This window comes from Nocardioides sp. (assembly GCF_041393715.1).
Lineage (GTDB): Bacteria > Actinomycetota > Actinomycetes > Propionibacteriales > Nocardioidaceae > Nocardioides.
In genome coordinates, this window is sequence record NZ_JAWKJQ010000003.1 from 138425 (window position 1) to 161957 (window position 23533).

The window sequence follows — 23533 nt, forward strand, 5'->3', positions numbered from 1 at the left end:
CACTACGACCGGTAGTGGTTGGGCTAGTCTTTCGGCTATCCGTGCACGACGAGAGAGAGGCTGCTTCGTGGGTGTGCAGCTCCCCCGGCGCCGGGGCATGTCCCGCGCTCGGCTGGCACTGACGCTGGGCATCGCGCTCGGGGTCCTGACTCTGACCGGTTGCTCGTCCCAGACGCAGGGCGAGTGGAAGCGCCTCGCGATGCCCGAGCCGGGCACCCAGGAGGGCACGCGCATCCTGGACTTCTGGGTCAACTCCTGGATCGCCGCGATGGCCACCGGCATCGTCGTCTGGGCCCTGATGTTCTGGGCGGTCTGGCGCTACCGCCGCCGCCACGAGGACGAGGTCCCGGTGCAGACGCGCTACAACCTCCCGCTCGAGATCTTCTACACCATCGCGCCGGTCATCATGGTGCTGGTGTTCTTCACCCACACGGTGCGGCTGCAGACCGACCTCAACGCGCTGAGCGACGCCCCCGACCACACCGTCGAGGTGGTCGGACAGCAGTGGTCGTGGACCTTCAACTACGTCGACGAGCCGGTCGCGGGCGGCAAGAACGTCTACGAGTCCGGCACCGGCTCCTACATCCCGACCCTGGTGCTGCCCGTCGACGAGACCGTGCGGTTCAAGCTGGTCTCGCCCGACGTCATCCACTCCTTCTGGATCACCGGGTTCCTCTACAAGAAGGACGTCATCCCCGGGCGGGTCAACCAGTTCGAGGTGACGCCCAACCGGCTCGGCGACTACCGCGGCAAGTGCGCCGAGCTGTGCGGTGCCTACCACTCGCGGATGCTGTTCAACGTCAAGGTCGTGAGCCGCGCCGACTACGAGGCCTACCTGCAGGACCAGATCGACAAGGGCTTCGTCTCGGACACGCCCGTGACCGGCAACAAGATCAGCACCGAACAAGCGGGTCTTGAGACCGAGGGAGGCACCGAATGACCGCGACCGCGGCCCACCCCGCGATGACCATCGAGCCCCGTCGGACTCTCGGCCAGCAGCTCGTTCGGATCATGACGACCACCGACCACAAGCTGATCGGCAAGATGTACCTCATCACCGCCATGGTGTGGTTCATCCTGGCGGGCATCATGGCGCTGCTGATGCGCGCCGAGCTGGCCTTCCCTGGCACCCAGGTGGTGTCCGACGAGGTCTACAACGAGCTCTTCACGATGCACGGCACGATCATGCTGCTGCTCTTCGCGACCCCGCTGTTCTTCGGGTTCGCCAACGTGATCATGCCGCTCCAGATCGGTGCCCCCGACGTCGCGTTCCCGCGGCTCAACATGCTGAGCTACTGGTTCTACCTGTTCGGCGGCATCATCGCCGGCTCCGGCTTCCTGACCCCGTCGGGGGCGGCGTCCTTCGGCTGGTTCGCCTACACGCCGCTCAGCGACGCGGTGCGCTCACCCGGTGTCGGCGGCGACCTGTGGATCATGGGTCTGTGGCTGGGTGGTCTCGGCACCATCCTGGGTGGGGTCAACTTCATCACCACGATCATCTGCATGCGCGCGCCCGGCATGACCATGTTCCGGATGCCGATCTTCACCTGGAACACCCTGGTCACCAGCCTGCTGGTGCTGATGGTCTTCCCGATCCTGGCCGCGGCACTGCTCGCCCTCGAGGCCGACCGGCAGTTCGGTGCCCACGTGTTCGACACCTCCCACGGCGGGCCGATCCTGTGGCAGCACCTGTTCTGGTTCTTCGGCCATCCGGAGGTCTACATCCTGGCGCTGCCGTTCTTCGGCATCGTCACCGAGATCATCCCGGTGTTCTCGCGCAAGCCGGTCTTCGGCTACGTCGGCCTGGTGGGCGCCACGCTGATGATCGCGATGCTGTCGATGGCCGTGTGGGCGCACCACATGTTCGTCACCGGGGCGGTCGACCTCAACTTCTTCTCCGGGATGACCTTCCTGATCGCGGTGCCGACCGGGGTGAAGTTCTTCAACTGGATAGGCACGATGTGGGGCGGGTCGGTGTCACTGGACACACCCATGCTCTGGGTCGTCGGCTTCCTGACGACCTTCCTCTTCGGTGGCCTGACCGGCGTCATCCTCGCCTCGCCGCCGCTGGACTTCCACGTGTCCGACTCCTACTTCGTGGTGGCGCACTTCCACTACGTGGTGTTCGGCACCGTGGTGTTCGCGATGTTCGCCGGCTTCTACTTCTGGTGGCCCAAGATGACCGGCCGGATGCTCGACGAGCGCCTCGGCAAGATCCACTTCTGGCTGCTCTTCGTGGCCTTCCACACCACGTTCCTGGTGCAGCACTGGCTGGGCGTGGAGGGCATGCCGCGGCGCTACGCCGACTACCTGCCTGACGACGGGTTCACCACCCTCAACCAGATCTCGACGGTGGGCTCGTTCGCTCTCGCCATCGCGATGCTGCCCTTCTTCTACAACGTCTACAAGTCGTCCAGGGGACCGCTGGTCGAGACCGACGACCCGTGGGGCTGGGGCCGGTCGCTGGAGTGGGCCACGAGCTGCCCGCCGCCGCGCCACAACTTCCACACCCTGCCGCGGATCCGCTCGGAGTCGCCCGCCTTCGACCTGCACCACCCCGAGGTGGCTGCGATGGAGCTCGAGCACAACGAGGGCATGGTCAAGACGCTCGCCGACGCCCCCGAGGTGGACGGCCGCGCCGAGCACCTGGACGAGACGATGGGGGAGGACGACCGGTGAAGGTCGAGACCTGGATCTTCGCGATCACGACGCTCTTCTTCGTGGTCGTCACGCCCGGCTACTGGATCGCCACCAGCCACTACTTCGACGGCAGCGGCGACTGGACCGGCACGGTCGCGCTGGCGATGACGATGCTGCTGGCGCTGATGATCACCCTCTACCTCGGCTTCCACGCGCGCCGGATGGACGCCCGTCCCGAGGACCGCACCGACGGTGAGATCGCCGACGGCGCGGGGGAGTTGGGCTTCTTCCCGCCCTACTCCTGGTGGCCGCTGTGGGTGGCGATGTGCCTGGCCGCCGGCGTGTTCGGCATCGCGATGGCCGCCTGGTGGCTGTTCATCATCGCCGCCGGCCTCGGGTTCGTCGCGCTGTCCGGCTTCGTCTTCGAGTACTACCGGGGCGAGTACGCCCACTGAGCCGACGGGTTCGGGCGCTGCGGGCCTTCCCAGCTCGCGGGGGCCCGGCCGTGGCCGGCGTACACGATGTCGATTGGGTCAGGCTTGGCCCCTTCGTTACGCTGGCGTGGTCGTCCTGACCGACCTCGTCTCTGGGGAGCCCACGTCGTGACCTCTGTCCTGCCCGGCGCTCGCGCCGGCCTGCTGGCTGCCGTCTGCGCGCTGGCGCTGACGACGGCTGCCTGCCAGGCCTCGGGCACGACCGCGACGCCGGAGGCCATCGGCAGCGGGTCCCCCAGGGCCGAAGCCACGCCGAGCGACCCGCCCGTCGCCCCGGTGCGGGTGAGCACCAACCTGGGTCGCAAGACCAAGGCGGTGCCGGTCTCCACCACGCTCCAGGTCAGCGCCGAGGGCGGCACGCTCCGCAAGGTCTCCGTCGCGGCCGGCGACACGACGCTCCCCGGCAAGCTGAACGCCGACAAGACCGGCTGGAAGGCGAGCGGTCGGCTGGAGCCGGGCCTCGACTACGTCGTGAGCAGCGTGGCCGTCCGCTCCGACGGCAAGGTGCGACACCGCAAGGCGCGGTTCCACACCCAGGACCTCACCCTCGACCAGCAGACCTACCCCTCGGTGGCGCCGTTGCAGGGCGAGACCGTCGGGGTCGGCATGCCGGTGATCGTCACCTTCGACGTGGCGGTCAAGGACCACGCGGCGTTCCAGAAGCACATGTCCGTGACGAGCAGCCCGCACCAGAAGGGCTCGTGGTACTGGCTGAGCGACCACGAGGCGCACTGGCGCCCGGCCCGCTACTGGAAGGCCGGCACCGACGTCACGGTCGACGTCGACATCAACAGCGTTCCCGCCGGTGGCGGCATCTATGGCCAGGAGAGCCGCCAGGTGTCCTTCCATGTCGGTGACGCCAACATCTACAAGGTCAACGCCCAGACCCACCAGATGACCGTGACCCAGAACGGCAAGGTGCTGCGCACCATCCCCATCACCACCGGCAAGGCCGGCTTCACGACCCGCTCGGGCACCAAGGTGATCATCGAGAAGTTCCGCACCAAGCGGATGAACTCCGAGACCGTCGGCATCTCCCAGAGCAACCCGGAGTACTACAACATCGACGATGTCGAGTACGCCATGCGGCTGACCTACTCCGGCGAGTTCATCCATGCCGCCCCCTGGTCGGTCGGTTCCCAGGGCTATGCCAACGTCAGTCACGGCTGCACCGGCATGTCGACCTCGAACGCCGCCTGGCTCTACGGCATCTCCAAGCGCGGCGACGTGGTCGAGTACACCGGCACGGACCGCTGGATGACGATGACCAACGGCTACGGCGACTGGAACGTCCCCTTCAAGGAGTACAAGCAGGGCTCCGCCCTCTAGGTTGACCCGGCAGAAGTTCGGGTTGACCCGGCAAGAGTTCGGGGAACCGGAGCCGGTTGTCCTCCACAAGACCGGGCTTTGCTCGGTATCTCCCCAGGGCGGGGCCGGGCCGTGGCGGTCCGAGGCGCAGTAACCCAGGCTCGGGGCCATGCAGAGTCTCCCTGGCCCGACGTACGCCGGGCTGCCGGCGGGGCTTTCCGACACGCCGTTCACGACCGCGACGGCCCTCGAGGCTGGACTCGACCGGTATCGGCTCGCCGATCTCGTGCACCGGGGGCAATTGAGACGCCCGATGCGGGGGGTCTACGTGCCCCATCACCTCGAGGACGGCCTCGAGCTGAGAGTGGCGTGCCTTCGGTTGGTCCTGCCACCCGGCTACGTCGTCACCGACCGGACCGCCGGTTGGCTGTGGGGTGTCCCGATGATCCTCGCGCCGGGTGATCACCTGGCTCCGCCGAAGGTGTCTGCCTACGGACGGCGTCCGGGTGTGCGGCTCCGCAACTCGCTCTCGCAGAGTGGGGAGCGCAGGCTTGCGGCCCGAGACGTGTGCGAGCTCGGGGGAGTGGCGGTGACCTCGCCGCTCCGCACGGCATGCGATCTCGGGCGTCTCCTGCATCGCGACCAGGCGATCGGGGCGCTCGACGCGCTGATGAGGTTCGATGGCTTCGAGCTGGGGGAGCTGTTGGATGAGGTCACTCGGTTCAAGCGCTATCGAGGCGTGGTTCAGCTCCGCTCTCTCGCGCCGTTGGCTGATGCCCGGGCCCAGTCGCCGCAGGAGAGCCTGTTGCGGTTGCGCTGGCACGACTGCGGGCTGCCGTGGCCGGAGTGTCAGATCGAGGTGCCCGCCCCGCACGGCTCCTACTTCATCGACGTCGGCCTGCCCGAGCTGCTGTTCGGTGCCGAGTACGACGGCGCGGACTTCCATGGCGAGACGACCCGGGAGCATGACGAGTCACGTCGTGACTGGCTCACGACCGTCCACGGTTGGCGGCTCGTGGTCGTGCGCGCCGAGAACGTCCGCGGTCCCATGCAGGACGTCTACGCCCAACTCACGCGAGGGTTCGCCTTGGCCCGCTCGGGCCGAGTCGCGTAGACCCGGCCCGAAACCGCGCCACGTGCCATCCGCGTGCCTCACTGTCGCTGAACTTCTGCCGGGTCAACCCGAACTTCTGCCGGGTCGACTGTCAGTGGTGGGGGCGGAGGGGTTCGTCGGAGACCTCGTGCAGGTTGTGGCCGTCGAACTCGTGGCCGGAGGCGGGGTGGTCGAGGCCGGCCTCGAGCTCACGCTCGTGCTCGGCGTGGTGATGCGCCTCCTCGAGCTCCTCGCGGGTCGGCTTCTGCACGTTGTCGGCGTACATCAGCCGCGACAGCCGGGCCCGCAGCCGCTCCTTGCGGGAGCCGGGCGCCGCGATGCCGTTGTCGTCGGTCTCCGACTCGGGCGTGAAGACCTGGTCGCGGTCGCGCGCGGTGAGGGTGTACGCCGACGACTCCTTGATCGGCAGATGGCGCTCGGAGTAGCCGCCCTCCGGGGAACGCATGATGATGCCGGTCTCGTAGCCGTGCAGCAGCTTCTCGTTGTCGTGCCGCTGCAGGGAGATGCACCACCGACGGGTCACCCAGAACGCGATCAGCGGGCCGATGAACACGGCGGCACGCATGAAGTGGGTGATCTGGTTGATGCTCAGGTGGAAGTGCGTCGCGAGGAGGTCGTTGCCGCCCGCGGCCCACAGCAGGCCGTAGAACGTCATCAGGGAGACCATCACGGCGGTCCGGGTCGGCGCGTTGCGCGGCCGCTGGAGCAGGTGGTGCTCGCGCTTGTCCTGGGTGATCCACGACTCGATGAACGGCAGCAGGAGCAGGATCGTGAACATCAGGCCGGGCAGCACGATGATCGGCAGCATCACGTTCCAGGAGATCGTGTGACCGAAGGCGTGCGTCTCCCAGCCCGGCATGATCCGCAGCGCGCCGTCGGGCCAGCCCATGTACCAGTCGGGCTGGGATCCGGCGGTCACCTTGGACGGGTCGTAGGGCCCGAACTTCCAGACCGGGTTGATCGTGAGCAGACCGCCCATCAGCGCGGTGGCGCCGAAGACCATGAAGAAGAAGCCGCCGGCCTTGGCCATGTAGACGGGCATCATCGGATAGCCGACGACGTTCTCCTCGGTGCGGCCGGGGCCGGGCCACTGCGTGTGCTTGTGGTAGACGAGCAGCAGCATGTGGGCGGTCACCAGCGCGAGCAGCAGGCCGGGGATGAGCAGGATGTGGACGGCGTAGAGGCGCGGGATGATCGACTCACCCGGGAACTCACCGCCGAACAGGAAGAACGACATGTAGGTGCCCACCACCGGCATCGACTTCATGAAACCGTCGGCGGCGCGGATGCCGGTGCCCGACAGCAGGTCGTCGGGGAGGGAGTAGCCGGTGAAGCCCTCGAGGGTGCCCAGCAGCAGCAGCAGCGAGCCGATCACCCAGTTGAGCTCGCGCGGCTTGCGGAACGCGCCGGTGAAGAAGACGCGCATCATGTGGACCATCATCGAGGCGACGAAGAGCATGGCGGCCCAGTGGTGCATCTGCCGCATCAGCAGCCCGGCGCGCACGTCGAAGGAGATGTCGAGGCTGGAGGCGTAGGCCTCCGACATCTGGATCCCGCGCAGCTGGGCGTAGGAGCCCTCGTAGGTCACCTCGCCCATGCTCGGCTTGAACCACAGGGTGAGGAACACGCCGGTGAGCAGCAGGATGACGAAGCTCCAGAGTGCGATCTCTCCGAGCATGAACGACCAGTGGTCGGGGAAGACCTTGCGGATCTGCTTCTTCATCGCGCCGGCGAGCCCGAGGCGCTCGTCGGCCCAGTTGGCCGCGGCGCCGGCCTTGCTGGGCTTCGCCGGCGTGGCCGGCTCGTCGCGGTTGCTGTCGGCGACCTTGCTCGTGTCGATGCTCACTGCGAGTCACGCTCCCAAAAGCTGGGTCCGACGGGTTCGTCGAAGTCGTCCTGGGCGATCAGGTAGCCCTCGTCGTCGACGGCCAACGGCAGCTGGGGGAGTGGCCGGGCCGCGGGGCCGAAGACGACCTTGGCGGAGTCGCCGAGGTCGAACGTCGACTGGTGGCAGGGGCACAGCACGTTGCCGGTGGTGCGCTCCCACAGCGAGATCGGGCAGCCGACGTGGGTGCAGATCTTGGAGTAGCACTGGATGCCGTCGACCGACCAGTCCTCGCGGCCCTTGCCCGGGATGATGTCGTCGGGGTCCATCCGGACGACGATCACCGACGACTTGGCCTTCTGGACCTGCAGCTCGACGCCCTCCATGGGGCCGCCGTCGGGTCCTCCCGTGAACAGGGCCTCGGGCTGGGCGTTGACCAGGTCGCCCACGATCAGCTCGGACGCGAGGATCCGGGTGCCGACGACGTCGCGGACCACGTGCATGCCCTTGGACCAGATGGTGTGGTCGAGCGCGTCGCCGGGCAGCGGGCCGAGGTCGCGCAGCGCGATGATCGGGGCCAGTCCGACCAGGCCCATCGCGCCGAGCAGCGTGTTGCGGATCAGCGGGCGACGACCGATGCCCGACTCCTCGGCGCCGAGGCCGAGCGCGGCCAGCGCCTGCTCGCGGTCCTCGGAGCTCGAGGCGGCCGAGTGGCGGTACTCGACGATCTCGTGGTCGCCCATCAGCTTGCGCGCCCACTGGATCACACCGATGCCGATGCTCAGCAGTGCGCCGCCCAGGGTCAGGCCCAGGAAGAGGGTCGAGGCGCCCAGCCCGAAGAACGTCGACGGGTCGTCGCCGACCTGGAAGGCGAAGTAGGACACGAAGAACAGCACCGTGCAGACCATCGACAGGGTGAACCAGAAGGCCACCTGCCGCTCGGCGCGGCGCGCCATGGCGGGGTCGACGTCGGTGGGGCGCCACGTGTGGTCGGGCAGCCCGGGGTCGGCGATCGGGTCGGCCTCCAGGACCGGCAGGTTGTCGTCGTGGGAGCTCACTCGTCCACCTTCTCCTTGGCCGTCCTGGTGGTATGGGCTGCGATCCAGATGGCGACGCCGACGAGCAGGCCGACGCCGAGCCAGGCGAACAGGCCCTCGGCCACCGGGCCGAGCGCGCCGAGGCTGAAGCCGCCGTACTCGGGCGTGTCGCGGATCGACATGATGTAGGCGATCACGTCGCGCTTCTCGTCGGGCGACAGGCTGCCGTTGGAGAACGACGGCATCTGCTGGGGACCGGTCAGCAGCGCCTCGTAGATCTCGCGCTCGGTGGCCTGGTGCAGCGACGGGGCGTAGCCGCCCTGGGGCATCGCGCCGCCGGCGCCGGCGAAGTTGTGGCAGGCGGTGCAGTTGGTGAGGAAGATCTGCCCGCCGCGGACGACGGCCTCCTCGCGCTCCTGCTCGGACATGCCGTCCAGGGAGTAGTCCGACTCGTTGGGGATCGCGGGGCCGGGGCCGAGCGAAGCGACGTAGGCGGCCAGGGCGGCGATCTCGTCGTCGTTGTAGACCGGTGGCTTGCGGGGTGCCTGCTGGCCGGGCTGCGCCAGCGGCATCCGGCCGGTCCTGACCTGGAAGTCGACCGCGGCGGCGCCGACACCGACGAGCGAGGGGCCGAGCTGGTTGCCCTCGGTGGTGCGCACGCCCTCACCGTTCTGCCCGTGGCAGAACGAGCAGCCCACGAGGAACAGCTCGCGTCCCTGGGCCACCTGCTGGTCCGCGCTCACCGTCTGCTCGGCCGAGGCGGGCGCGAGCAGGGAGTAGAGGCCGCCGGTCAGCAGCAGGCCGAGCAGCAGCACCACCAGGCCGGCCAGCTTGCTCCGGCGGTGCCGGGAGACCCGTCCAGCGGTCAGGTTCAGGAGTCGCACGAGTGTCCTCTCGGGTCCTCAAAGCCGCGGGGGCTTCTCCTCGTCATGTCGTTCGGTCGGGGTGCAACGGTTGCCTACTTGAGCACGTAGATCGTGAAGAACAGGGCGATCCAGACGACGTCGACGAAGTGCCAGTAGTAGGACACGACGATCGCACTGACCGCCTGCTCGTGGGTGAACTTCTTGGCCAGGAACGTGCGTCCGAGCACGAACAGGAAGGCGATCAGGCCCCCGGTGACGTGCAGGCCGTGGAAGCCGGTGGCGAGGTAGAACAGCGTGCCGTAGGCCGAGCTCGGGATGGTCAGACCCTCGTGCACGAGCTCGGCGTACTTCGAGCGCCTGGCCGCCGATGAAGATCGCGCCCATGATGTAGGTCAGCACGAACCACTCGCGCAGGCCCCAGCCGCCCACCTTGAACACCGAGCCGGAGCGCCCGACCTGGCCGCGCTCGGCGGCGAAGACGCCCATCTGGCAGGTCGCCGACGACAGCACCAGGATGATGGTGTTGACCGACGAGAACGGCACGTTGAGGTTCTGGGTCTCCTGCGCCCACAGCTCGGGGCTCACCGACCGCACCGTGAAGTACGCCGCGAACAGGGCCGCGAAGAACATCAGCTCGCTGGACAGCCAGATGATCGTCCCCACACTCACCATGCTGGGACGATCGTGGTGCCCGTGGAGTCGGGAGGCCGGGATCGCAGAAGCAGTCGCCACGGGAGCATTATGGTCATAGTCCGTGCGGGAGGTCACCCCGACCCCCCGCCAACGACGACCTATTGTCGTAGACATGCTGATGTCCGGCGCCGAGCAGCTCGACCTGCCGCCGTTCACCTGGGGACGGGTGTTCACCCTGTGGGGGCTCGATCCCTGGTTGTTCGTCGCCACGGTGTGGGTGGTCGGCCTCTATCTCACCGGCGTGTGGGTGCTGCGCCGCCGCGGTGACCGCTGGCCGTGGGGGCGCACCGTCGCCTTCGTCGTCGTCGGGATGGGGCTCTTCGTCTTCGCCACCCAGTCGGGGCTGGCGGCCTACGACACCACCCTGCTCAGCGACCACATGGTCCAGCACATGATCCTGTCGATGCCGGTGCCGCTGGCGCTGGCCCTGGGCGCCCCGGTCACGCTCGCGCTGCGCACCCTGCCCGGGACGCCGCGTCGCTGGCTGCTGGCCGTGCTCCACTCACGGGTGGCCCGGGTGCTGTCCTTCCCGCCGCTGGCGTTCGCGCTGTTCGTGCTGTCGCCGTGGGTGCTCTACTTCAGCGGCTGGTACGACGCCAGCCTGAGGTCGTCGTACATCCACGAGATGATGCACGTCCACCTGGTGCTCGTGGGGTCGCTCTTCTTCTGGCCGCTGATGGGCGTCGACCCGGTGCCGGGACGGGTGTCCTTCCCGTTCCGGATGCTGCTGGTCGTGATGACGCTGCCGTTCCACGCCTTCCTGGGCGTCACCATCATGGACTCGACCCGGCTGATCGGCGAGGAGTGGTATGCCGCGCTCCGGGAGGGGCCGATGGGGTCGTGGCTGCCGTCCATGGCCGCCGACCAGCATCTCGCCGGCGGCATCCTGTGGGGCGCCGGCGACCTCGTCGGCCTGGTGTTCTTCGGAGTCCTGTTCACCCAGTGGGTGCGTGACTCGATTCGCGAGGCGGCCCGGGAGGACCGGCGCCTGGACCGGCTGGAGGCCGCGGCCAGGGCAGTGCCGCAGGGCGGACCGCCCGGTGGCGGTAGCATCGGCCCGTGACCGAAGCGACCAGTTCGTCGAGCGCCCCGCTGCGGGTGCTCGTCTACAGCGACGACGTGAACACCCGCCAGCAGGTGATCCTGGCCCTCGGCCGTCGGCCGCACCCCGATCTGCCTCCGCTGACGTTCGTCGAGGTCGCCACCGAGCCCGTGGTGATCCAGAACATGGACGCCGGCGGCATCGCCCTGGCCATCCTCGACGGCGAGGCCGTGCCTGCCGGGGGGATGGGGATCGCCAAGCAGCTCAAGGACGAGATCTACCACTGCCCGCCGCTGCTGGTGCTGACCGGCCGGCCCCAGGACGCCTGGCTGGCCACCTGGTCGCGGGCCGACGCCGCCGTCCCGCACCCGCTCGACCCGATCCGGCTCGCCGAGGTCGTCGTGGAGCTGCTCTCCTCGCGGGTGCCCGCCTGAGCCTGGCCTTCCCGCCACCTCGCCCGCCCGACCCGCCACCCAGGGAGCACCCGTGACCCACAGCTGGCCGGAGGTCCTCGCCGCGCTGGTCGCGGGCCGCGACCTCGACGCCGCCCAGACCTCGTGGGCGATGACCGAGGTGCTCAGCGGCGAGGCCACGCCCGCCCAGATCGCTGGCTTCGCGGTCGCGCTGCGCAGCAAGGGCGAGACCATCGAGGAGGTCACCGGCCTGGTCGAGGCGATGCTCGCCCGGGCGACGCCGATCACCGTCCCCGGCCGGGTGCTCGACGTGGTCGGGACCGGCGGCGACCGGTCGATGTCGGTCAACATCTCGACGATGGCCGCGATCGTCGCGGCCGGCGCCGGGGCGCGGGTGGTCAAGCACGGCAACCGGTCGGCGTCCTCGCAGTCGGGGAGCGCCGACGTGCTGGAGGCGCTGGGCATCCGGCTCGACCTCCCGCCGGAGCAGGTCGCGGCCGCGGTCGACGAGGTCGGCATCACGTTCTGCTTCGCCGCGGCCTTCCACCCGGCGCTGCGGCACGCCGCCGTCCCGCGCCGCGAGCTCGGGATCGGCACCACCTTCAACTTCCTCGGCCCGCTGGCCAACCCGGTGCAGCCCGCGGCGCAGGCGATCGGCTGTGCCGACCCGCGGATGGCCCCCGTGATGGCGGGCGTCTTCGCCGACCGCGGTGTCGACGCCTGGGTGTTCCGCGGTGACGACGGGCTCGACGAGCTGACGACGACCACGACGTCGACGGTGTGGACCGTGCACGGGGGAGAGGTTCGCCAGGACACGGTCGACCCCACGCGGCTCGGCATCGCCGTGGCGACGACCGACGACCTGCGCGGCGGCGACACCGCCCACAACGCCGAGGTGGTGCGTCGGCTGCTGGCGGGGGAGCGGGGCGCCGTGCGCGACGCCGTACTCCTCAATGCGGGCGCCGCCCTCGCGGTCTACGACGGTGCGCCGGGCGTGCTGGAGGACCATTTGGCCGCCGGCATCGCGCGGGCGACCGAGGCCCTCGACTCCGGTGCCGCCGCGGCCACCCTCGACCGCTGGGTCCGAGCTCAGATCTCCAACGCGTAGGAGTCGCCGCTGCGCCGGAAGCCGATGTGGTCGTAGTAGGGCGCGACCATGTGGGCGGGCGTGACCACCCGGCGCAGCCCCAGCTCGCGCAGCACCCCGCTGCGGCGCCAGACGAACTCCCCCGGGGTGAAGTCGCGGAACCGCCTGGTCACGTAGTCCAGGAGCACCCGGCCCTGGTCGCCCTCGACGGCCAGCAGGACCACGCCGACGGTCTCGTCACCACGCTGGACCAGGAACGCGTGCTGCCCCTCGGCCGCGGGGTCGAAGACGAGGTCGGGCTGGTGGCGCAGGATGTCGCGGCCGTGCACGCGCAACACGTGGCGGAGGTACTCGTCGGTGGGCGACACCTCGAGCACCTCGAAGACGGCCTCGTCGTGCCGATGGCGCTGCAGGGAGGCGATGAACCACAGGTTGATCGCCGCCAGGACCAGGTTCATCCCGACCATCGGCCAGACGCCGAGCAGTCCGTTGAACACCAGCAGGGTCAGGCAGGCCAGCAGGTTGAGCACGCGGAAGCGGAGCACCCGGGTCTGCAGCAGGGAGTAGACCAGCAACGCGCTGCCGCCCCACCCCAGCAGGTCGAGCCAGTGGTCGCCGACCCAGGTGATCGGGGTCGCCATCGACGCCATCATCCGGGCACCCTAGCCCGCCGGCGCCCGCGCATGCGGGCGCCGGCGGCGCTCAGGGACTCACTTGGCCGTGACCGTCCACTGGGTCGGGACCAGCCGGTTGCCGGACAGGTCCTTGATCCCCGACGTCAGCTTGATCGTGTACTTCTTCCCGGCCTTGAGGGGAGCGGCCGGGTCGAGGGTGGCCTTGGTGCCCGCCGCGTTGACGGTCACCGTCGCCAGCAGCTTCTTCGTGGTGCCGGCCACCCGGATCGAGTAGCGCTTGGCCGTGACCCCGGCGACCGGCTCGCTGAACTTCACCACGAAGTTCGTGGTGCGCGAGACCTTGCCGGTCGGCGACTTCCTCGTCACCGTCGGCCGGGTGCTGTCGACGCGGAACGTCTGCCAGGGCGCCGCGCCGATGACCTTGCCCTTGGCGTCGAGCGAGCTGACCCGCCACTGCCAGAGGCCCTCGGCGATCGCGGTGTACGGCGCCCAGCCCAGGGCCGGCGTCTTGATCGTCTCCGAGCTCGCGGTCGAGCCGACCAGGCGGCGCTCGAACTGGTAGGACGTCGCCCCCTCGGCGGCCGTCCACGAGAACAGCACGTCGTCGGCCACGACGTTTGAGCCCTCCGCGGGGTCGAGCAGCGCCGGGGCCGCACCGGTCACGTAGAACCGGGCGCTGGGGTCGGCGAGGTCGGTCCAGCGTCCGGGCCGTCCCTTCACGTCCTTGGGCCGGACCCGCCAGGTGTAGGGGGTGGCCGCCACCGGGAGTGGGTCCTTCAAGGAGGCCGACGAGACCAGGCTGCTGTCCGCGAGGACGCGGTTGGCCGGTGAGCCCGTGGTGTCGCCGTTCTTGTAGATCTCCACGTCATAGCCAGCGGCGTAGTTCACCGGCTCCCAGCTGAGGGGGAAGCTGCCCGGCACCTCCTCGTCGGAGACGGGCGACAGCAGCGTCGTCGTCGGAGAGCGCTTGAAGAACTTCACCGGGGCGCTCCACGCCAGGTTGTTGCCCGTCCCGTCGATCGCCTGCACCCGCCAGTAGAGCGGTCCCTCGGGGAAGGTGTTCTCGAACGAGGTGTAGGTGGTCTGGTCCACCGGCAGGAACCGCGACTCGAGCTGGGTCTGGAAGTTGGCGTCGACGGACACCTGCACGCGGTACTGCTTGGCCTCGACCGTCGGGTCGACCAGGCTCACGCCCGTCTCATCGGAGCTCGGGTAGGCCGAGGGGTCCTGGTTGGTCTCCAGGTAGTCGCGCCACTCGAAGGTGATGTCGTTGGCCGCCTCGTCGTCGTCCGCCGGCGAGATGGTCTCCACCGGCTTGGACAGCTTGTTGAAGGCGTTGTCCGCGTGGGCCAGCGGCTCACAGGTGGTGCTGCCCACCCGGCACGGCTGGATGTGCCAGTAGTACGCCGACCCGGCCTGGCCGTCGGGGAGGGCCACCGTCGAGAGGTACTCCGTGCCCTCGACGAGCTTGGGGTAGCCACTCAGGATGTTGGTCATCTCCTTGTCCTTGGAGATCCACACCTGGTAGGCGCCGGCGTCGGGCGAGGGGTCCCAGGCCAGCACCGGCGTCTGCCGCAGGTCCATGCACTGGTCGGGAAGGGTCGAGTCACAGGAGAGCCCGGGGTCGCCCGCGGCCTCACCGCTGAGCGCCACGTGCTGGCCGGTGACCGCATCGAGCGGAGAGATCGTGAAGGTGGAGGTGCCCGTGGAGTAGGCCAGCAGCGAGCTGCTGCCCTGGTAGGCCTGCACCATCCACTCGTAGGTCCCGGGCTGCAGGAACATCGTGGTGTCGTCCTCGCCCGCCGGGTAGAAGAACCAGTCGGGCACCGTGGACCACGAGAAGGTCCCCTCGCGGCGTACCAGCACGCGGTACTGCGTCGCGTCCGGCACCGGCTCCCACGTCAGCGTGGGGAACCGGCTGGACTCGGTGCCGTCCGCCGGGCCGATCGGCTCGGGGGACTCCGAGGTCGCGGTGGGCTCGTCGCCCACGGTGAAGGTCGGCATGTCCTGCAGCAGCAGGCCGGGGCCGAGCCGCCCGCTGGCGCTCACGGTGCGGACGTCCCAGCGGTAGGTCTTGCCCGGCGACAGCTTCGCGCGCGGGGTGTAGGACGTGGCCGTCGTCTTGGCGTTGCTGACCGAGCCGGCGCCGCCGTCCACGGCGGAGATCGTGACCTGGTACTGCGCGGCCCGGGCCACCGGGGTCCAGCTGAGCGTCGGGATCGCGGGGGTGTCGCTCCCCGTGGGTGTGATCGGCTCGGGGCGCTCGGGCAGGTAGGTGACCTGGCGCACCTCCGCGGAGACGGCGTCGGTCTGGACGCCCTTGGGGTCGTCGAAGCCGATGACTCGCCAGTAGTAGGTGGCGCCGCCGGGGATCCAGCAGTCGGTGTTGATGCTCGGCACGTAGGTCGTCGCGGTCGTCGGGCAGAACTTGGTGCCGGCGCCGGTGAACGTGATGTTGGGGCTGATCTGGAACTCGTAGTGGCTCGCGTGCGGCACCGGGGTCCACTGGAAGTAGAGCGGGTCGCTCACCACGTCGTTGTCGTAGGGGTAGGTCAGCTCGGGCTGCTCGGGCCAGTACCGGCGGAAGGTCCAGACGTCGACGGCGCTCCAGTCCACGACGTTGCCGGAGGAGTCGATCGGCTGCACGCGCCAGTAGTACTGGTCGTTGTTGAGGGTGGTCGGCGGCGAGTAGCGCGTGCCGGTGATGTTGGCCTGGTTGATCTCGACGTTGCCCGTGGAGAAGTTCTTGTCGACGCTCACCTGGAGGTTGTAGGCGCGGGCGCCGGGCACCGGCTCCCAGTCGAGCACCACGTCCTCGACGTCGGTGAACGCCCCGTCCTCCGGCGAGGTCAGCACCGGCTTGGCCAGGCCGCCGACCTCGTAGTCGCCGACCTCGGACCAGTCGGTGAGCAGGTCGGTCGCCAGCGTGGCCCGGACCCGCCAGTAGTAGGGCTGGGCCACGTCGACGTTCTGCACGACGAACGACGTCGTCTTCGTCGTGGTGGTCGTGATCTGCTTGGTGTCGGTGAACGACGAGTCGGTGCTGATCTCCGTCGTGTACTGCGTCGCCCCGTTGATCGGCGTCCAGTTCAGGACCACCGGCTCGTCGGGCTGGGACAGCAGCGAGCCCGGCGACGGGCCGACCAGCGCCGGGCCCGCCAGGGCGTCCCGGTCGATGTTGGCCTCGACCCAGTTGCTGGACGTGGCACCGCTCATGGCCCGCACCCGCCACATCAGCTGTCCCTGGGGGAGCTGGCGGGCCGGCACCACGTGCCGCTGCACGGTCGTGGCGCTCCAGATCTTGGTGGAGTCGCTGACCCGGTAGACCTCGACGGCGTAGTTGGTGGCACCGGAGACCTTCGACCACGAGAGCACCGGGGTGCCGTCCACGGAGGTGGCGTCGGGCGACAGGTTGGACGGCGCGGCCAGGCCGGCCGCGTGCGCGGGCGTCGACGTCAGCAGCGTCGCGAGCAACAGGGCGAGCACCGCGAGGATCGAGTGCCGGGACTGGGGGGTGGGCACGAGCAGCTCCTTGCATCCCACGTCGGACATAGCAGAGCGACGGTATGTGGGGTGCAGGGTGCGCCGTGGCGAAACGGCGGAATTGGTGCCGACCTGCTGACGGGCCGGCCGGGGCGTCAGTCGAGGCCGACCGAGAACGCCGCCTCGAGGTCGTGCCGGGAGTAGGCACGGAAGGCGATGTGGGTCTCGGTGGAGGTGACCCCGGCGACCTTGTTGAGCCGGTCGGCGACCACGGAGGCGACGTCGTCGTGGTCGCGAACCCGCACCAGGGCGATCAGGTCGATCTGACCGGTGACGGAGTAGACCTCGCTGACGCCGTCGAGTGCCGCGATGGCCTCGGCGACCTCGGGGATGCGGGCGACGTCGGCCTTCACGAACACGATGGCGGTGATCACAGGTCAGAGCCTAGCCAGGCGGCCACCGGTCGGTGCACCGTGCCGCCGACGCGGGGCTCGTCGAAGGGGGCCAGGCTCTCCTGCGAGCGGCGCAGGGCGTCGTGGACGGCCAGATGCCGGCCGGCGCCGTGGGGCGGGCAGCTCCACTCGCCCTCGAGGTGGACCAGCCGCACGCCGGGTGACTCCAGCCAGCGCAGGATCCGCTCGCTCTCCTCGGCGCTCGCGGCCGGCACCGGGCCGGGGCCACCGGCCACGGTCTCGGCGCTGGCGCGCAGGTCGGCGACGAAGCGGTGGGCGTCGCCGCCCGGGGGGATGAGGCCGGCCGCGGCCAGCCGGCCGTGGCGCACCACGTGGACGGCCCAGCGCCCCTGGTCGTCGCGGCCCGCGGCCACCAGCTCGGGGCAGCCGGTCAGCGCGCCCAGCCGCTGGGTCCGGGCGGCACCGCGCAGGAAGGCGCTCAGCCGGTCGCGGTGGGCGCCCGCCTCCTCGTAGCGCTCGTCGCCGGCCAGCCCGGCCATCCGACGACCGAGCGCCGACACCACCTCGCCCGGGTCGCGGGTGATCGCCTCGCGCAGCCGCCCCACCAGATGGGCGTACGTCGGCTCGTCGACGCTGGCGTCGCACGGAGACAGGCAGCGACCCATCTCCGCGAGGACGCAGGGGGAGCGCGAGGGGTGGAGCGGCAGCCGGTCGCTGCACTGGCGGACCGGGAAGGTCTCGTGCAGCGCCGCCAGGCAGCGCTCGGCCACCTTGCGCGAGGAGAACGGGCCGAGGTAGTCGGCGCCGTCCTCGAGCACCCGCCGCACCAACGACAGCCGTGGCCACGGCTCGCGGGTGAGCTTGACGAAGACGGTCTTCTCCGGGAACCGGGAGCGGCGGTTGTAGCGCGGCTTGTGGTGGCCGATCAGCCGCAGCTCGCGGACCTCGCCCTCCAGCGGCGTCGCGCACTCGATGCCGGTGACCGACTCGGCCAGGCCGATCATCTCGCCCATCCGCGACCGCGTCTCCGACGCGGTGAAGTAGCTGCGCACCCGGCTCCGCAGGTCGCGTGAGGTGCCGACGTAGAGGACCCGCTCCTCGCCGTCGCGGAAGAGGTAGACCCCCGGCGCATGCGGGAGGCCCTCGGCCAGGTGGCGCTTGCGACGCTGCGCCTGGCTCACCCGCGAGGAGTAGGTCTGCAGCTCCTCGAGGGTGTGCACACCCAGGCTGCCCACCCGGGCCAGCAGGCCGTGCAGCACGTCGACGGTGGCCCGGGCGTCGGAGAGCGCCCGGTGGTTGGGCGTGGTCGAGGACCGGAACACCTGGGCCAGTGACGACAGCTTGCAGTTGGGTGACTCGTCGCGGGTGACCACCCGCCGGGCGAGCTTCGCGGTGTCGACCACTTCGAAGTCGGGCCACGCCCGCCCCTGCTCCAGTGCGAAGTGGCGCAGGAAGCCGACGTCGAACGGCGCGTTGTGGGCGACCAGCACGCTGCCCGCCGCGAACTCGAGGAACGCGGGGAGTGCGGACTCGATCGGCGGCGCCTCGGCCACCATGCCGTTGGTGATGCCGGTCAGCACCGCGATGAAGGCGGGGATCTCGGTGTGCGGGTTGACCAGCGTCTGGAACTCGCCGAGCACCTCGCCACCCCGGACCCGCACCGCCCCGATCTCGGTGATCTGCGAGCCCGCCGCGGCCGGGCCGCCGGTCGTCTCGAGGTCGACGACGCAGAAGGTGACCTCGCGCAAGGGTCGCCCCAGCTCGTCGAAGCTGCGCTGCTCCTCCCAGCGGGTGGCGGCGAGGGAGACCGAGGTCATGACGCCGACGCTACGGTCGGGCGCCGACAGTTCCTGGACGACGCGCGGAGGGCTGTGCGCCCGGGGATAGGCTCGCCGGCATGGTCATCGCCCTCCCCGACGACACGCATCGCTGGCGCTGCGGCGGCTGCGGCAACCTCACCCGCTTCGACGTCACCCGCACCCGACGGACGACGGAGTACTGGCACTTCGACCTCGCCGGCGCTCCGGCCATCGAGGAGTCGACGCTGCGCCACGAGAGCGTCGAGTCGGTCTCCTGCCGGTGGTGCGGGCGCGCCGACGCGATCGAGCTGGTCAGCCGCGCCGAGGCGGCGAGCGCCTCCGACGCCCAGCAGGCCTGACCTCCACGGAGCCGGACCCCGGCAGGCCCGATGCGCGCCCGCCCGTGGCCCAGGACCGTCGCGCCCCTCGGGCTCTCGCGAGCCACGGGAGCCGCGTCGGAGGGACTGTCGGTGGCCGCTGGCAGGCTGCGCCCCATGACGACCCGGATCGACTGCGACCACTGCTCCCAGCGGGGCCCGGCCTGCCACGACTGCGTGGTCACCGTGCTGCTCGGGCCGCCCGAGGAGCTCACCTTCGACGACGACCAGTGCCGCGCCCTCGACGCGCTCGCCGCCGGCGGGCTGGTGCCGCCCCTGCGGATGGTCGAGCCGGTGCCACCTCCGGTGATCGAGTCGGCCTGAGCCAGCCGTCGGTGGCCGGGGCTGCCTGTGACTGATGAGGCTGGTGGGGCCTGTGAGAAGTGACCTCGACAACGTTGTCCACAAAACGCCCGGTCTAGATGTCCCAGAAGTTGGCGGCGCCGTGGTCGCGCGGCTACCCTCGTGCCGCAGGTGGCTGTGGAAGTGGACCAGACCGGTCCGCGCGACCACCGCGCCGAGTCCGTGACATGGTCGGGGGGACGACCGGGTCGTGGAGCCGGGGAACCAACCCTCTGGGGTCAATCGCCTCCAGGCGGCGTCACGCGCCAGTGACGACGAGGAAGAGGCGACGGGCAGGTCGAGCCCGAACCCGTCAGCTCACCCGGTAGGCGTCCGACTGAACCAAGGAGTACGTCCCTCGTGTCTCGAGGCCGGAACCGTGTTGCAGCCCTGCTCGGCGGAGGCGCCCTTCTCCTGGGGATGAGCCTCGCCGGCTCCAACCCGTCGTACGCCGAGCCCGACATCGACCAGGTGCAGAAGCGTGTCGACACGCTCTACCACGAGGCCGAGCAGGCGCAGGAGCGCTACCAGGACGTCCAGCTGCGGCTCAAGGACCTGCGCCGCGATCTGCGCGGCCTGCGGGCCGACGAGCGTCGTCAGGCCGACCGGCTCGGCTCGGTGCGCACCCAGGTCGAGGGATCGATCGTGCGCGCCTACCAGGGCCAGGACCTCTCCACGGTGGGCCAGGTTGTCCTCTCCGACGACCCGTCCGCGTTCCTCAGCCAGCTGTCCACCGCCTCGGAGTACAACGTCCTCCAGAGCGGGATCTACTCCGACTACGCCACCGAGCTCAAGGCCCTGAACATCCGGCAGGAGGCGACCCGGACCCGCACCGCCGAGATCGCCGCCGCCGAGCGCGAGGCCGCCGACGCGAAGGCGTCGGTCGACAAGAAGCTCGCGGAGGCCAAGGCGCTGCTCTCCGACCTGAAGGAGAAGGAGCGGCAGGCGATCGCCTCCCGCGGCGCCGGCGTCACCCGGATCCCCAGCAACATCCCCGCCTCCGGGCGGGGCTCCGCCGCCGTGCGGTTCGCGCTGGCCCAGGTCGGCGACGCCTACGTCTACGGCGCGGCCGGTCCCAACGCCTGGGACTGCTCGGGGCTCACCATGGTGGCGTGGGGCCAGGCCGGTGTCGGCCTCCCGCACTCCTCCAGCGCCCAGTTCGGCTCCGGCCCGCACATCCCGGCCAGCGCGCTGCGCCCCGGTGACCTGGTCTTCTACTACAGCCCGATCAGCCACGTGGGGATCTACATCGGCAACGGCATGATCGTGCACGCCGCCCACCCGGGCGCGGGTGTGCGGGTCGCCGGCCTCTACTCCATGCCGTTCGCCGGCGCCGTCCGACCGGGCTGATCAGCACCTCGCCGACCCTCGTCGCCGCCCTGCTGGCGGTGGCCCTGACGTCCGCCGGCTGCTCGACGCCTGGAGCACCCACCCCGGGACCCGGCGCGACCGCCTCGGCGGCGGACCAGGGGGTCTCGACCTCAGCCGCGCTGGAGACCACGGCCCGCGTGCAGGAGGCGGTGCGGGCCGGTGACCCGACCGCGGCCGCGCGGCTCGCCGGCAGCGCCTCCGCGGCCCGGCGGCTTCGACTGATGGCGGCCAACCGCTCCGAGCTCGATCTCCGCGACGTCGTGATCCGCTACCGCTCCGCCGGTGCGGGTGCGGGGGACTGGGAGGTCACCTGGCGGACGGGGCGGCTCCCGGGCACCGCGAGGGTCTCCGTCCCGGTCACGTTCGCCGCCGACGGTGGCAGGGTGCTGGTGGCTCGGCTCGATGACCCCCCGACATCGGCGTGGTGGCTCCACGAGCGGCTGGACAGCACCCGGGGTCCCGGTTGGCAGCTGGTGGCGGCGAGCGGGAGTGGTCGACGCACCGCACGGGCGGTCGGCGACGCCCTGGACCGCTCCCACGCGGCGGTGGGCGACGTCCTCGGGGAGGCGCCCGGGGTGCTCGTGGAGCTGCCGCCCGACGAGCCGACGTACGCCGCCCTGCTGGCGGCGCGCGGCGACGAGTACGCCCGCCTCGCGGCGGTGACCACCACGGTGGACGGGTCCGCGCGTCCCGGAGCCGGGCTGCGCATCGTGGTCAACCCCGCCCAGGTGCCCCAGATGGATCGCGACGGGCTCGCCGTGGTGCTGGCGCACGAGATGGTGCACGTCGCCGTGGACGACGTGCTGGCCCCGGAGCCGCTGTGGCTGAGCGAGGGGTTCGCCGACTACGTCGCTCTGCGCGGGTTGGGGCTGACCGGGCGCACCACGTCACTCGCGGCGCAGGTACGCCGCCACGGCGTTCCCGAGGGCCTGCCCGGCCGGCGGGCCTTCCAGGGCCGTGGCGACGCGCTGGAGGCGACCTATGAGTCGGCGTGGCTGGCCGCGGCCGTGCTGGCCGCCAGGCTCGGTCCGCGCGGCCTGGTCGAGCTGCGCTCGGGCGTCCACGGCCGTGGGCAGGTCGCCGAGGCGATCGCCCGTGCGGGCTGGTCCCGACGCGCGTTCATGGAGCGTTGGCGCCACCGGCTGGGGCGGCTGGCGGCCACGGCCCCGGTCGGGTCCTGACACGCCGAGGGCCGGGGCCCGACACCATGGGGAAGTGTCGAGCGCCCGGCCCTGGTGGCTGTGGCGAGCAGCGGGTCAGCAGTTGGCCGCGCCGCGCTGGTTGGCGATGCTGTCGCAGGTGTCCTGGAACAGCGCGTTGACCTGGGCACCGAAGACGAACACGGTGAGCACGATGATCCCGGCGATGCCGGCCACGAGGAGGCCGTACTCGACGGCGGAGGCGCCGCGGTCGTCCTTCTTGGCGAGTCGCGCCGTGAGCATGAGGCGCAGGTAGTCCAGCATGGTCCTTCTCCTTGAACGTCTCGGGTCGTGGGTCGAGGATCATGGGCTGTCCCTCGTGATGACTCCATCCTCCGCGATCACGACCCCCGATGCGCCCGGAAAACGGTTCGATCGGCATGGCCCGATGTGACTAGACGCACTCGACGGCCGATGCTTGCGTGCTCGGCCGGTCGGCGGCCGGTCGGAAATGGCCAGTGGCCGTGAACCTCTGCGAGGTTCACGGCCACGAGGCGGTGTGGGTGTGGCGTGGTGCCGCACCCGGTCAGGTCACGGGCAGCCGGTACCGGAGCCGGAGTTGGTGCTGACGGTGTTGCAGGTGTCCTGGAAGACGGCCTTGATCTGGGTGCCGAAGGCGAAGACGACCAGGACGATGATCGCGGCGATGCCGGCGACCAGGAGGCCGTACTCGACGGCGGAGGCGCCGCGCTCGTCCATCTTGGCGAGGCGGGCGTTCAGCATGATGCGCAGGTAGTCCAGCATGGGGATTTCTCCTTGTGATCCTTGGTGGGTGGTGTCGAGGATCGCTCTTGGGTCTGCGCCTCGCTCTGATCAGAATCCTCACCCACGCAGGGGTGTTCTGTGTGCGGAATTTCGGAGGATTCCGGGTAGTCATTTCGGGCCATTCGGAATGGCCCGGGAGTTTCGGGTCGGTCGCTGCGGTTGAGGGTCAGCTGGGTCCGGAAATGGCCAGGGTCCGGAAATGGCCAGTGGCCGCGAACCATGGGGAAGTTCGCGGCCACGAGGCGGTGTGGGTGTGGCGTGGTGCCGCACCCGGTCAGGTCACGGGCAGCCGGTACCGGAGCCGGAGGCGGCGACGTTGTTGCAGGTGTCCTGGAAGACGGCCTTGATCTGGGTGCCGAAGGCGAAGACGACCAGGACGATGATCGCGGCGATGCCGGCGACCAGGAGGCCGTACTCGACGGCGGAGGCGCCGCGCTCGTCCATCTTGGCGAGGCGGGCGTTCAGCATGATGCGCAGGTAGTCCAGCATGATGTTCCTTCTCCTTGTGAGTCACGTTGTCGGTGCGGTGCCGAGGAACGCTGGGTTCTGCGCCTCGTTGCTGAGAAGTCTTCCTCAGCAGGGCGTCGTACGCGGCCCGCGAACGGTCAGGCCTGCGTAGTCACTTCGGGC

General features: G+C 70.2%; 22 protein-coding genes, 2 pseudogenes and 1 riboswitch. Of the genes and pseudogenes, 13 read left to right on the top strand and 11 right to left on the bottom strand.

Annotated elements, in window-relative coordinates:
* Positions 1 to 67 precede the first annotated feature (67 nt).
* From coxB to R2740_RS06065, 6 genes and pseudogenes are all read left to right on the top strand, one after another.
* Entirely contained in the window at positions 68 to 940 is an 873-nt protein-coding gene (coxB, locus tag R2740_RS06040) for a cytochrome c oxidase subunit II (RefSeq protein ID WP_371301789.1), read from the top strand.
* The gene (ctaD, locus tag R2740_RS06045) at positions 937 to 2679 is read left to right on the top strand and encodes a cytochrome c oxidase subunit I (protein WP_371301790.1); all 1743 of its coding nucleotides are present in this window, start codon (positions 937 to 939) and stop codon (positions 2677 to 2679) included. The genes coxB and ctaD overlap by 4 nt, the downstream gene beginning before the upstream one ends.
* Positions 2676 to 3095, top strand: a complete 420-nt coding sequence (locus tag R2740_RS06050; RefSeq protein WP_371301791.1) for a cytochrome c oxidase subunit 4 — start codon at positions 2676 to 2678, stop codon at positions 3093 to 3095. Before ctaD ends, R2740_RS06050 begins: the two co-directional genes overlap by 4 nt.
* A gap of 147 nt (positions 3096 to 3242) precedes the next feature.
* Positions 3243 to 4463 (top strand): Ig-like domain-containing protein, encoded by a 1221-nt coding sequence (locus R2740_RS06055; RefSeq protein ID WP_371301792.1) that lies wholly within the window; start codon positions 3243 to 3245, stop codon positions 4461 to 4463.
* Between the two features lie 148 nt (positions 4464 to 4611).
* Positions 4612 to 4764 (top strand): annotated as a pseudogene (locus R2740_RS06060) (type IV toxin-antitoxin system AbiEi family antitoxin domain-containing protein); the annotation flags it as partial.
* A gap of 267 nt (positions 4765 to 5031) precedes the next feature.
* The gene (locus R2740_RS06065; RefSeq protein WP_371301994.1) at positions 5032 to 5556 is read left to right on the top strand and encodes a hypothetical protein; all 525 of its coding nucleotides are present in this window, start codon (positions 5032 to 5034) and stop codon (positions 5554 to 5556) included.
* Positions 5557 to 5647: 91 nt separating this feature from the next.
* Here the strand turns inward: R2740_RS06065 and R2740_RS06070 are convergent, their stop codons facing one another.
* From R2740_RS06070 to R2740_RS06085, 4 genes and pseudogenes are all read right to left on the bottom strand, one after another.
* On the bottom strand, positions 5648 to 7402 hold the full coding sequence (locus tag R2740_RS06070) for a cytochrome bc complex cytochrome b subunit (RefSeq protein WP_371301793.1): 1755 nt from the start codon (positions 7400 to 7402) through the stop codon (positions 5648 to 5650).
* The gene (locus R2740_RS06075; RefSeq protein WP_371301794.1) at positions 7399 to 8439 is read right to left on the bottom strand and encodes a Rieske 2Fe-2S domain-containing protein; all 1041 of its coding nucleotides are present in this window, start codon (positions 8437 to 8439) and stop codon (positions 7399 to 7401) included. The genes R2740_RS06070 and R2740_RS06075 overlap by 4 nt, the downstream gene beginning before the upstream one ends.
* The gene (locus R2740_RS06080; protein WP_371301795.1) at positions 8436 to 9302 is read right to left on the bottom strand and encodes a c-type cytochrome; all 867 of its coding nucleotides are present in this window, start codon (positions 9300 to 9302) and stop codon (positions 8436 to 8438) included. Before R2740_RS06080 ends, R2740_RS06075 begins: the two co-directional genes overlap by 4 nt.
* A 74-nt stretch (positions 9303 to 9376) precedes the next feature.
* Positions 9377 to 9947 (bottom strand): annotated as a pseudogene (locus tag R2740_RS06085) (heme-copper oxidase subunit III).
* Between the two features lie 142 nt (positions 9948 to 10089).
* On the opposite strand from R2740_RS06085, the gene R2740_RS06090 reads away from it, so the two are divergent.
* The 3 genes from R2740_RS06090 to trpD are packed head-to-tail and all read left to right on the top strand — an operon-like array spanning position 10090 to position 12540.
* Positions 10090 to 11040: a cytochrome c oxidase assembly protein gene (locus R2740_RS06090; protein WP_371301796.1), complete on the top strand. Its 951-nt coding sequence runs from the start codon at positions 10090 to 10092 to the stop codon at positions 11038 to 11040.
* Positions 11037 to 11453, top strand: coding sequence for a hypothetical protein (locus tag R2740_RS06095; RefSeq protein WP_371301797.1), 417 nt, complete (start codon positions 11037 to 11039; stop codon positions 11451 to 11453). The genes R2740_RS06090 and R2740_RS06095 overlap by 4 nt, the downstream gene beginning before the upstream one ends.
* Before the next feature lie 52 nt (positions 11454 to 11505).
* Positions 11506 to 12540 (top strand): anthranilate phosphoribosyltransferase, encoded by a 1035-nt coding sequence (trpD, locus tag R2740_RS06100; RefSeq protein ID WP_371301798.1) that lies wholly within the window; start codon positions 11506 to 11508, stop codon positions 12538 to 12540.
* On the opposite strand, the gene R2740_RS06105 is transcribed toward trpD, so the two are convergent.
* From R2740_RS06105 to R2740_RS06120, 4 genes are all read right to left on the bottom strand, one after another.
* Positions 12522 to 13160, bottom strand: coding sequence for a hypothetical protein (locus tag R2740_RS06105; protein ID WP_371301799.1), 639 nt, complete (start codon positions 13158 to 13160; stop codon positions 12522 to 12524). The genes trpD and R2740_RS06105 overlap by 19 nt on opposite strands.
* Positions 13161 to 13229: 69 nt before the next feature.
* Positions 13230 to 16676 carry an Ig-like domain-containing protein gene (locus R2740_RS06110; RefSeq protein WP_371301800.1) on the bottom strand — a complete coding sequence of 1149 codons (3447 nt, stop codon included), beginning with the start codon at positions 16674 to 16676 and terminating at the stop codon, positions 13230 to 13232.
* Positions 16677 to 16792: 116 nt separating this feature from the next.
* A complete protein-coding gene (locus R2740_RS06115) occupies positions 16793 to 17071 on the bottom strand; it encodes an Lrp/AsnC family transcriptional regulator (protein WP_371301801.1) in 279 nt (92 codons plus the stop codon).
* On the bottom strand, positions 17068 to 18867 hold the full coding sequence (locus R2740_RS06120; protein ID WP_371301802.1) for a DEDD exonuclease domain-containing protein: 1800 nt from the start codon (positions 18865 to 18867) through the stop codon (positions 17068 to 17070). Before R2740_RS06120 ends, R2740_RS06115 begins: the two co-directional genes overlap by 4 nt.
* A gap of 80 nt (positions 18868 to 18947) precedes the next feature.
* Between R2740_RS06120 and R2740_RS06125 the strand changes: the two genes are divergently transcribed.
* The 4 genes from R2740_RS06125 (at position 18948) to R2740_RS06140 (ending at position 22120) form a co-directional block, all read left to right on the top strand.
* The gene (locus tag R2740_RS06125; RefSeq protein WP_371301803.1) at positions 18948 to 19208 is read left to right on the top strand and encodes a hypothetical protein; all 261 of its coding nucleotides are present in this window, start codon (positions 18948 to 18950) and stop codon (positions 19206 to 19208) included.
* Between the two features lie 135 nt (positions 19209 to 19343).
* A complete protein-coding gene (locus R2740_RS06130; protein ID WP_371301804.1) occupies positions 19344 to 19550 on the top strand; it encodes a hypothetical protein in 207 nt (68 codons plus the stop codon).
* A 181-nt stretch (positions 19551 to 19731) separates the two neighbouring features.
* A riboswitch (cyclic di-AMP (ydaO/yuaA leader) is annotated at positions 19732 to 19915 on the top strand.
* A 73-nt stretch (positions 19916 to 19988) separates the two neighbouring features.
* Positions 19989 to 20918 carry an NlpC/P60 family protein gene (locus R2740_RS06135; RefSeq protein ID WP_371301805.1) on the top strand — a complete coding sequence of 310 codons (930 nt, stop codon included), beginning with the start codon at positions 19989 to 19991 and terminating at the stop codon, positions 20916 to 20918.
* Between the two features lie 38 nt (positions 20919 to 20956).
* The gene (locus R2740_RS06140; RefSeq protein ID WP_371301806.1) at positions 20957 to 22120 is read left to right on the top strand and encodes a hypothetical protein; all 1164 of its coding nucleotides are present in this window, start codon (positions 20957 to 20959) and stop codon (positions 22118 to 22120) included.
* 75 nt (positions 22121 to 22195) lie between these two features.
* Here the strand turns inward: R2740_RS06140 and R2740_RS06145 are convergent, their stop codons facing one another.
* The 3 genes from R2740_RS06145 to R2740_RS06155 form a co-directional block, all read right to left on the bottom strand.
* Positions 22196 to 22402 carry a Flp family type IVb pilin gene (locus R2740_RS06145; RefSeq protein ID WP_371301807.1) on the bottom strand — a complete coding sequence of 69 codons (207 nt, stop codon included), beginning with the start codon at positions 22400 to 22402 and terminating at the stop codon, positions 22196 to 22198.
* 267 nt (positions 22403 to 22669) lie between these two features.
* The gene (locus tag R2740_RS06150) at positions 22670 to 22882 is read right to left on the bottom strand and encodes a Flp family type IVb pilin (protein WP_371301808.1); all 213 of its coding nucleotides are present in this window, start codon (positions 22880 to 22882) and stop codon (positions 22670 to 22672) included.
* Positions 22883 to 23182: 300 nt separating this feature from the next.
* Entirely contained in the window at positions 23183 to 23392 is a 210-nt protein-coding gene (locus R2740_RS06155; RefSeq protein WP_371301809.1) for a Flp family type IVb pilin, read from the bottom strand.
* Between the last annotated feature and the right edge of the window lie 141 nt (positions 23393 to 23533).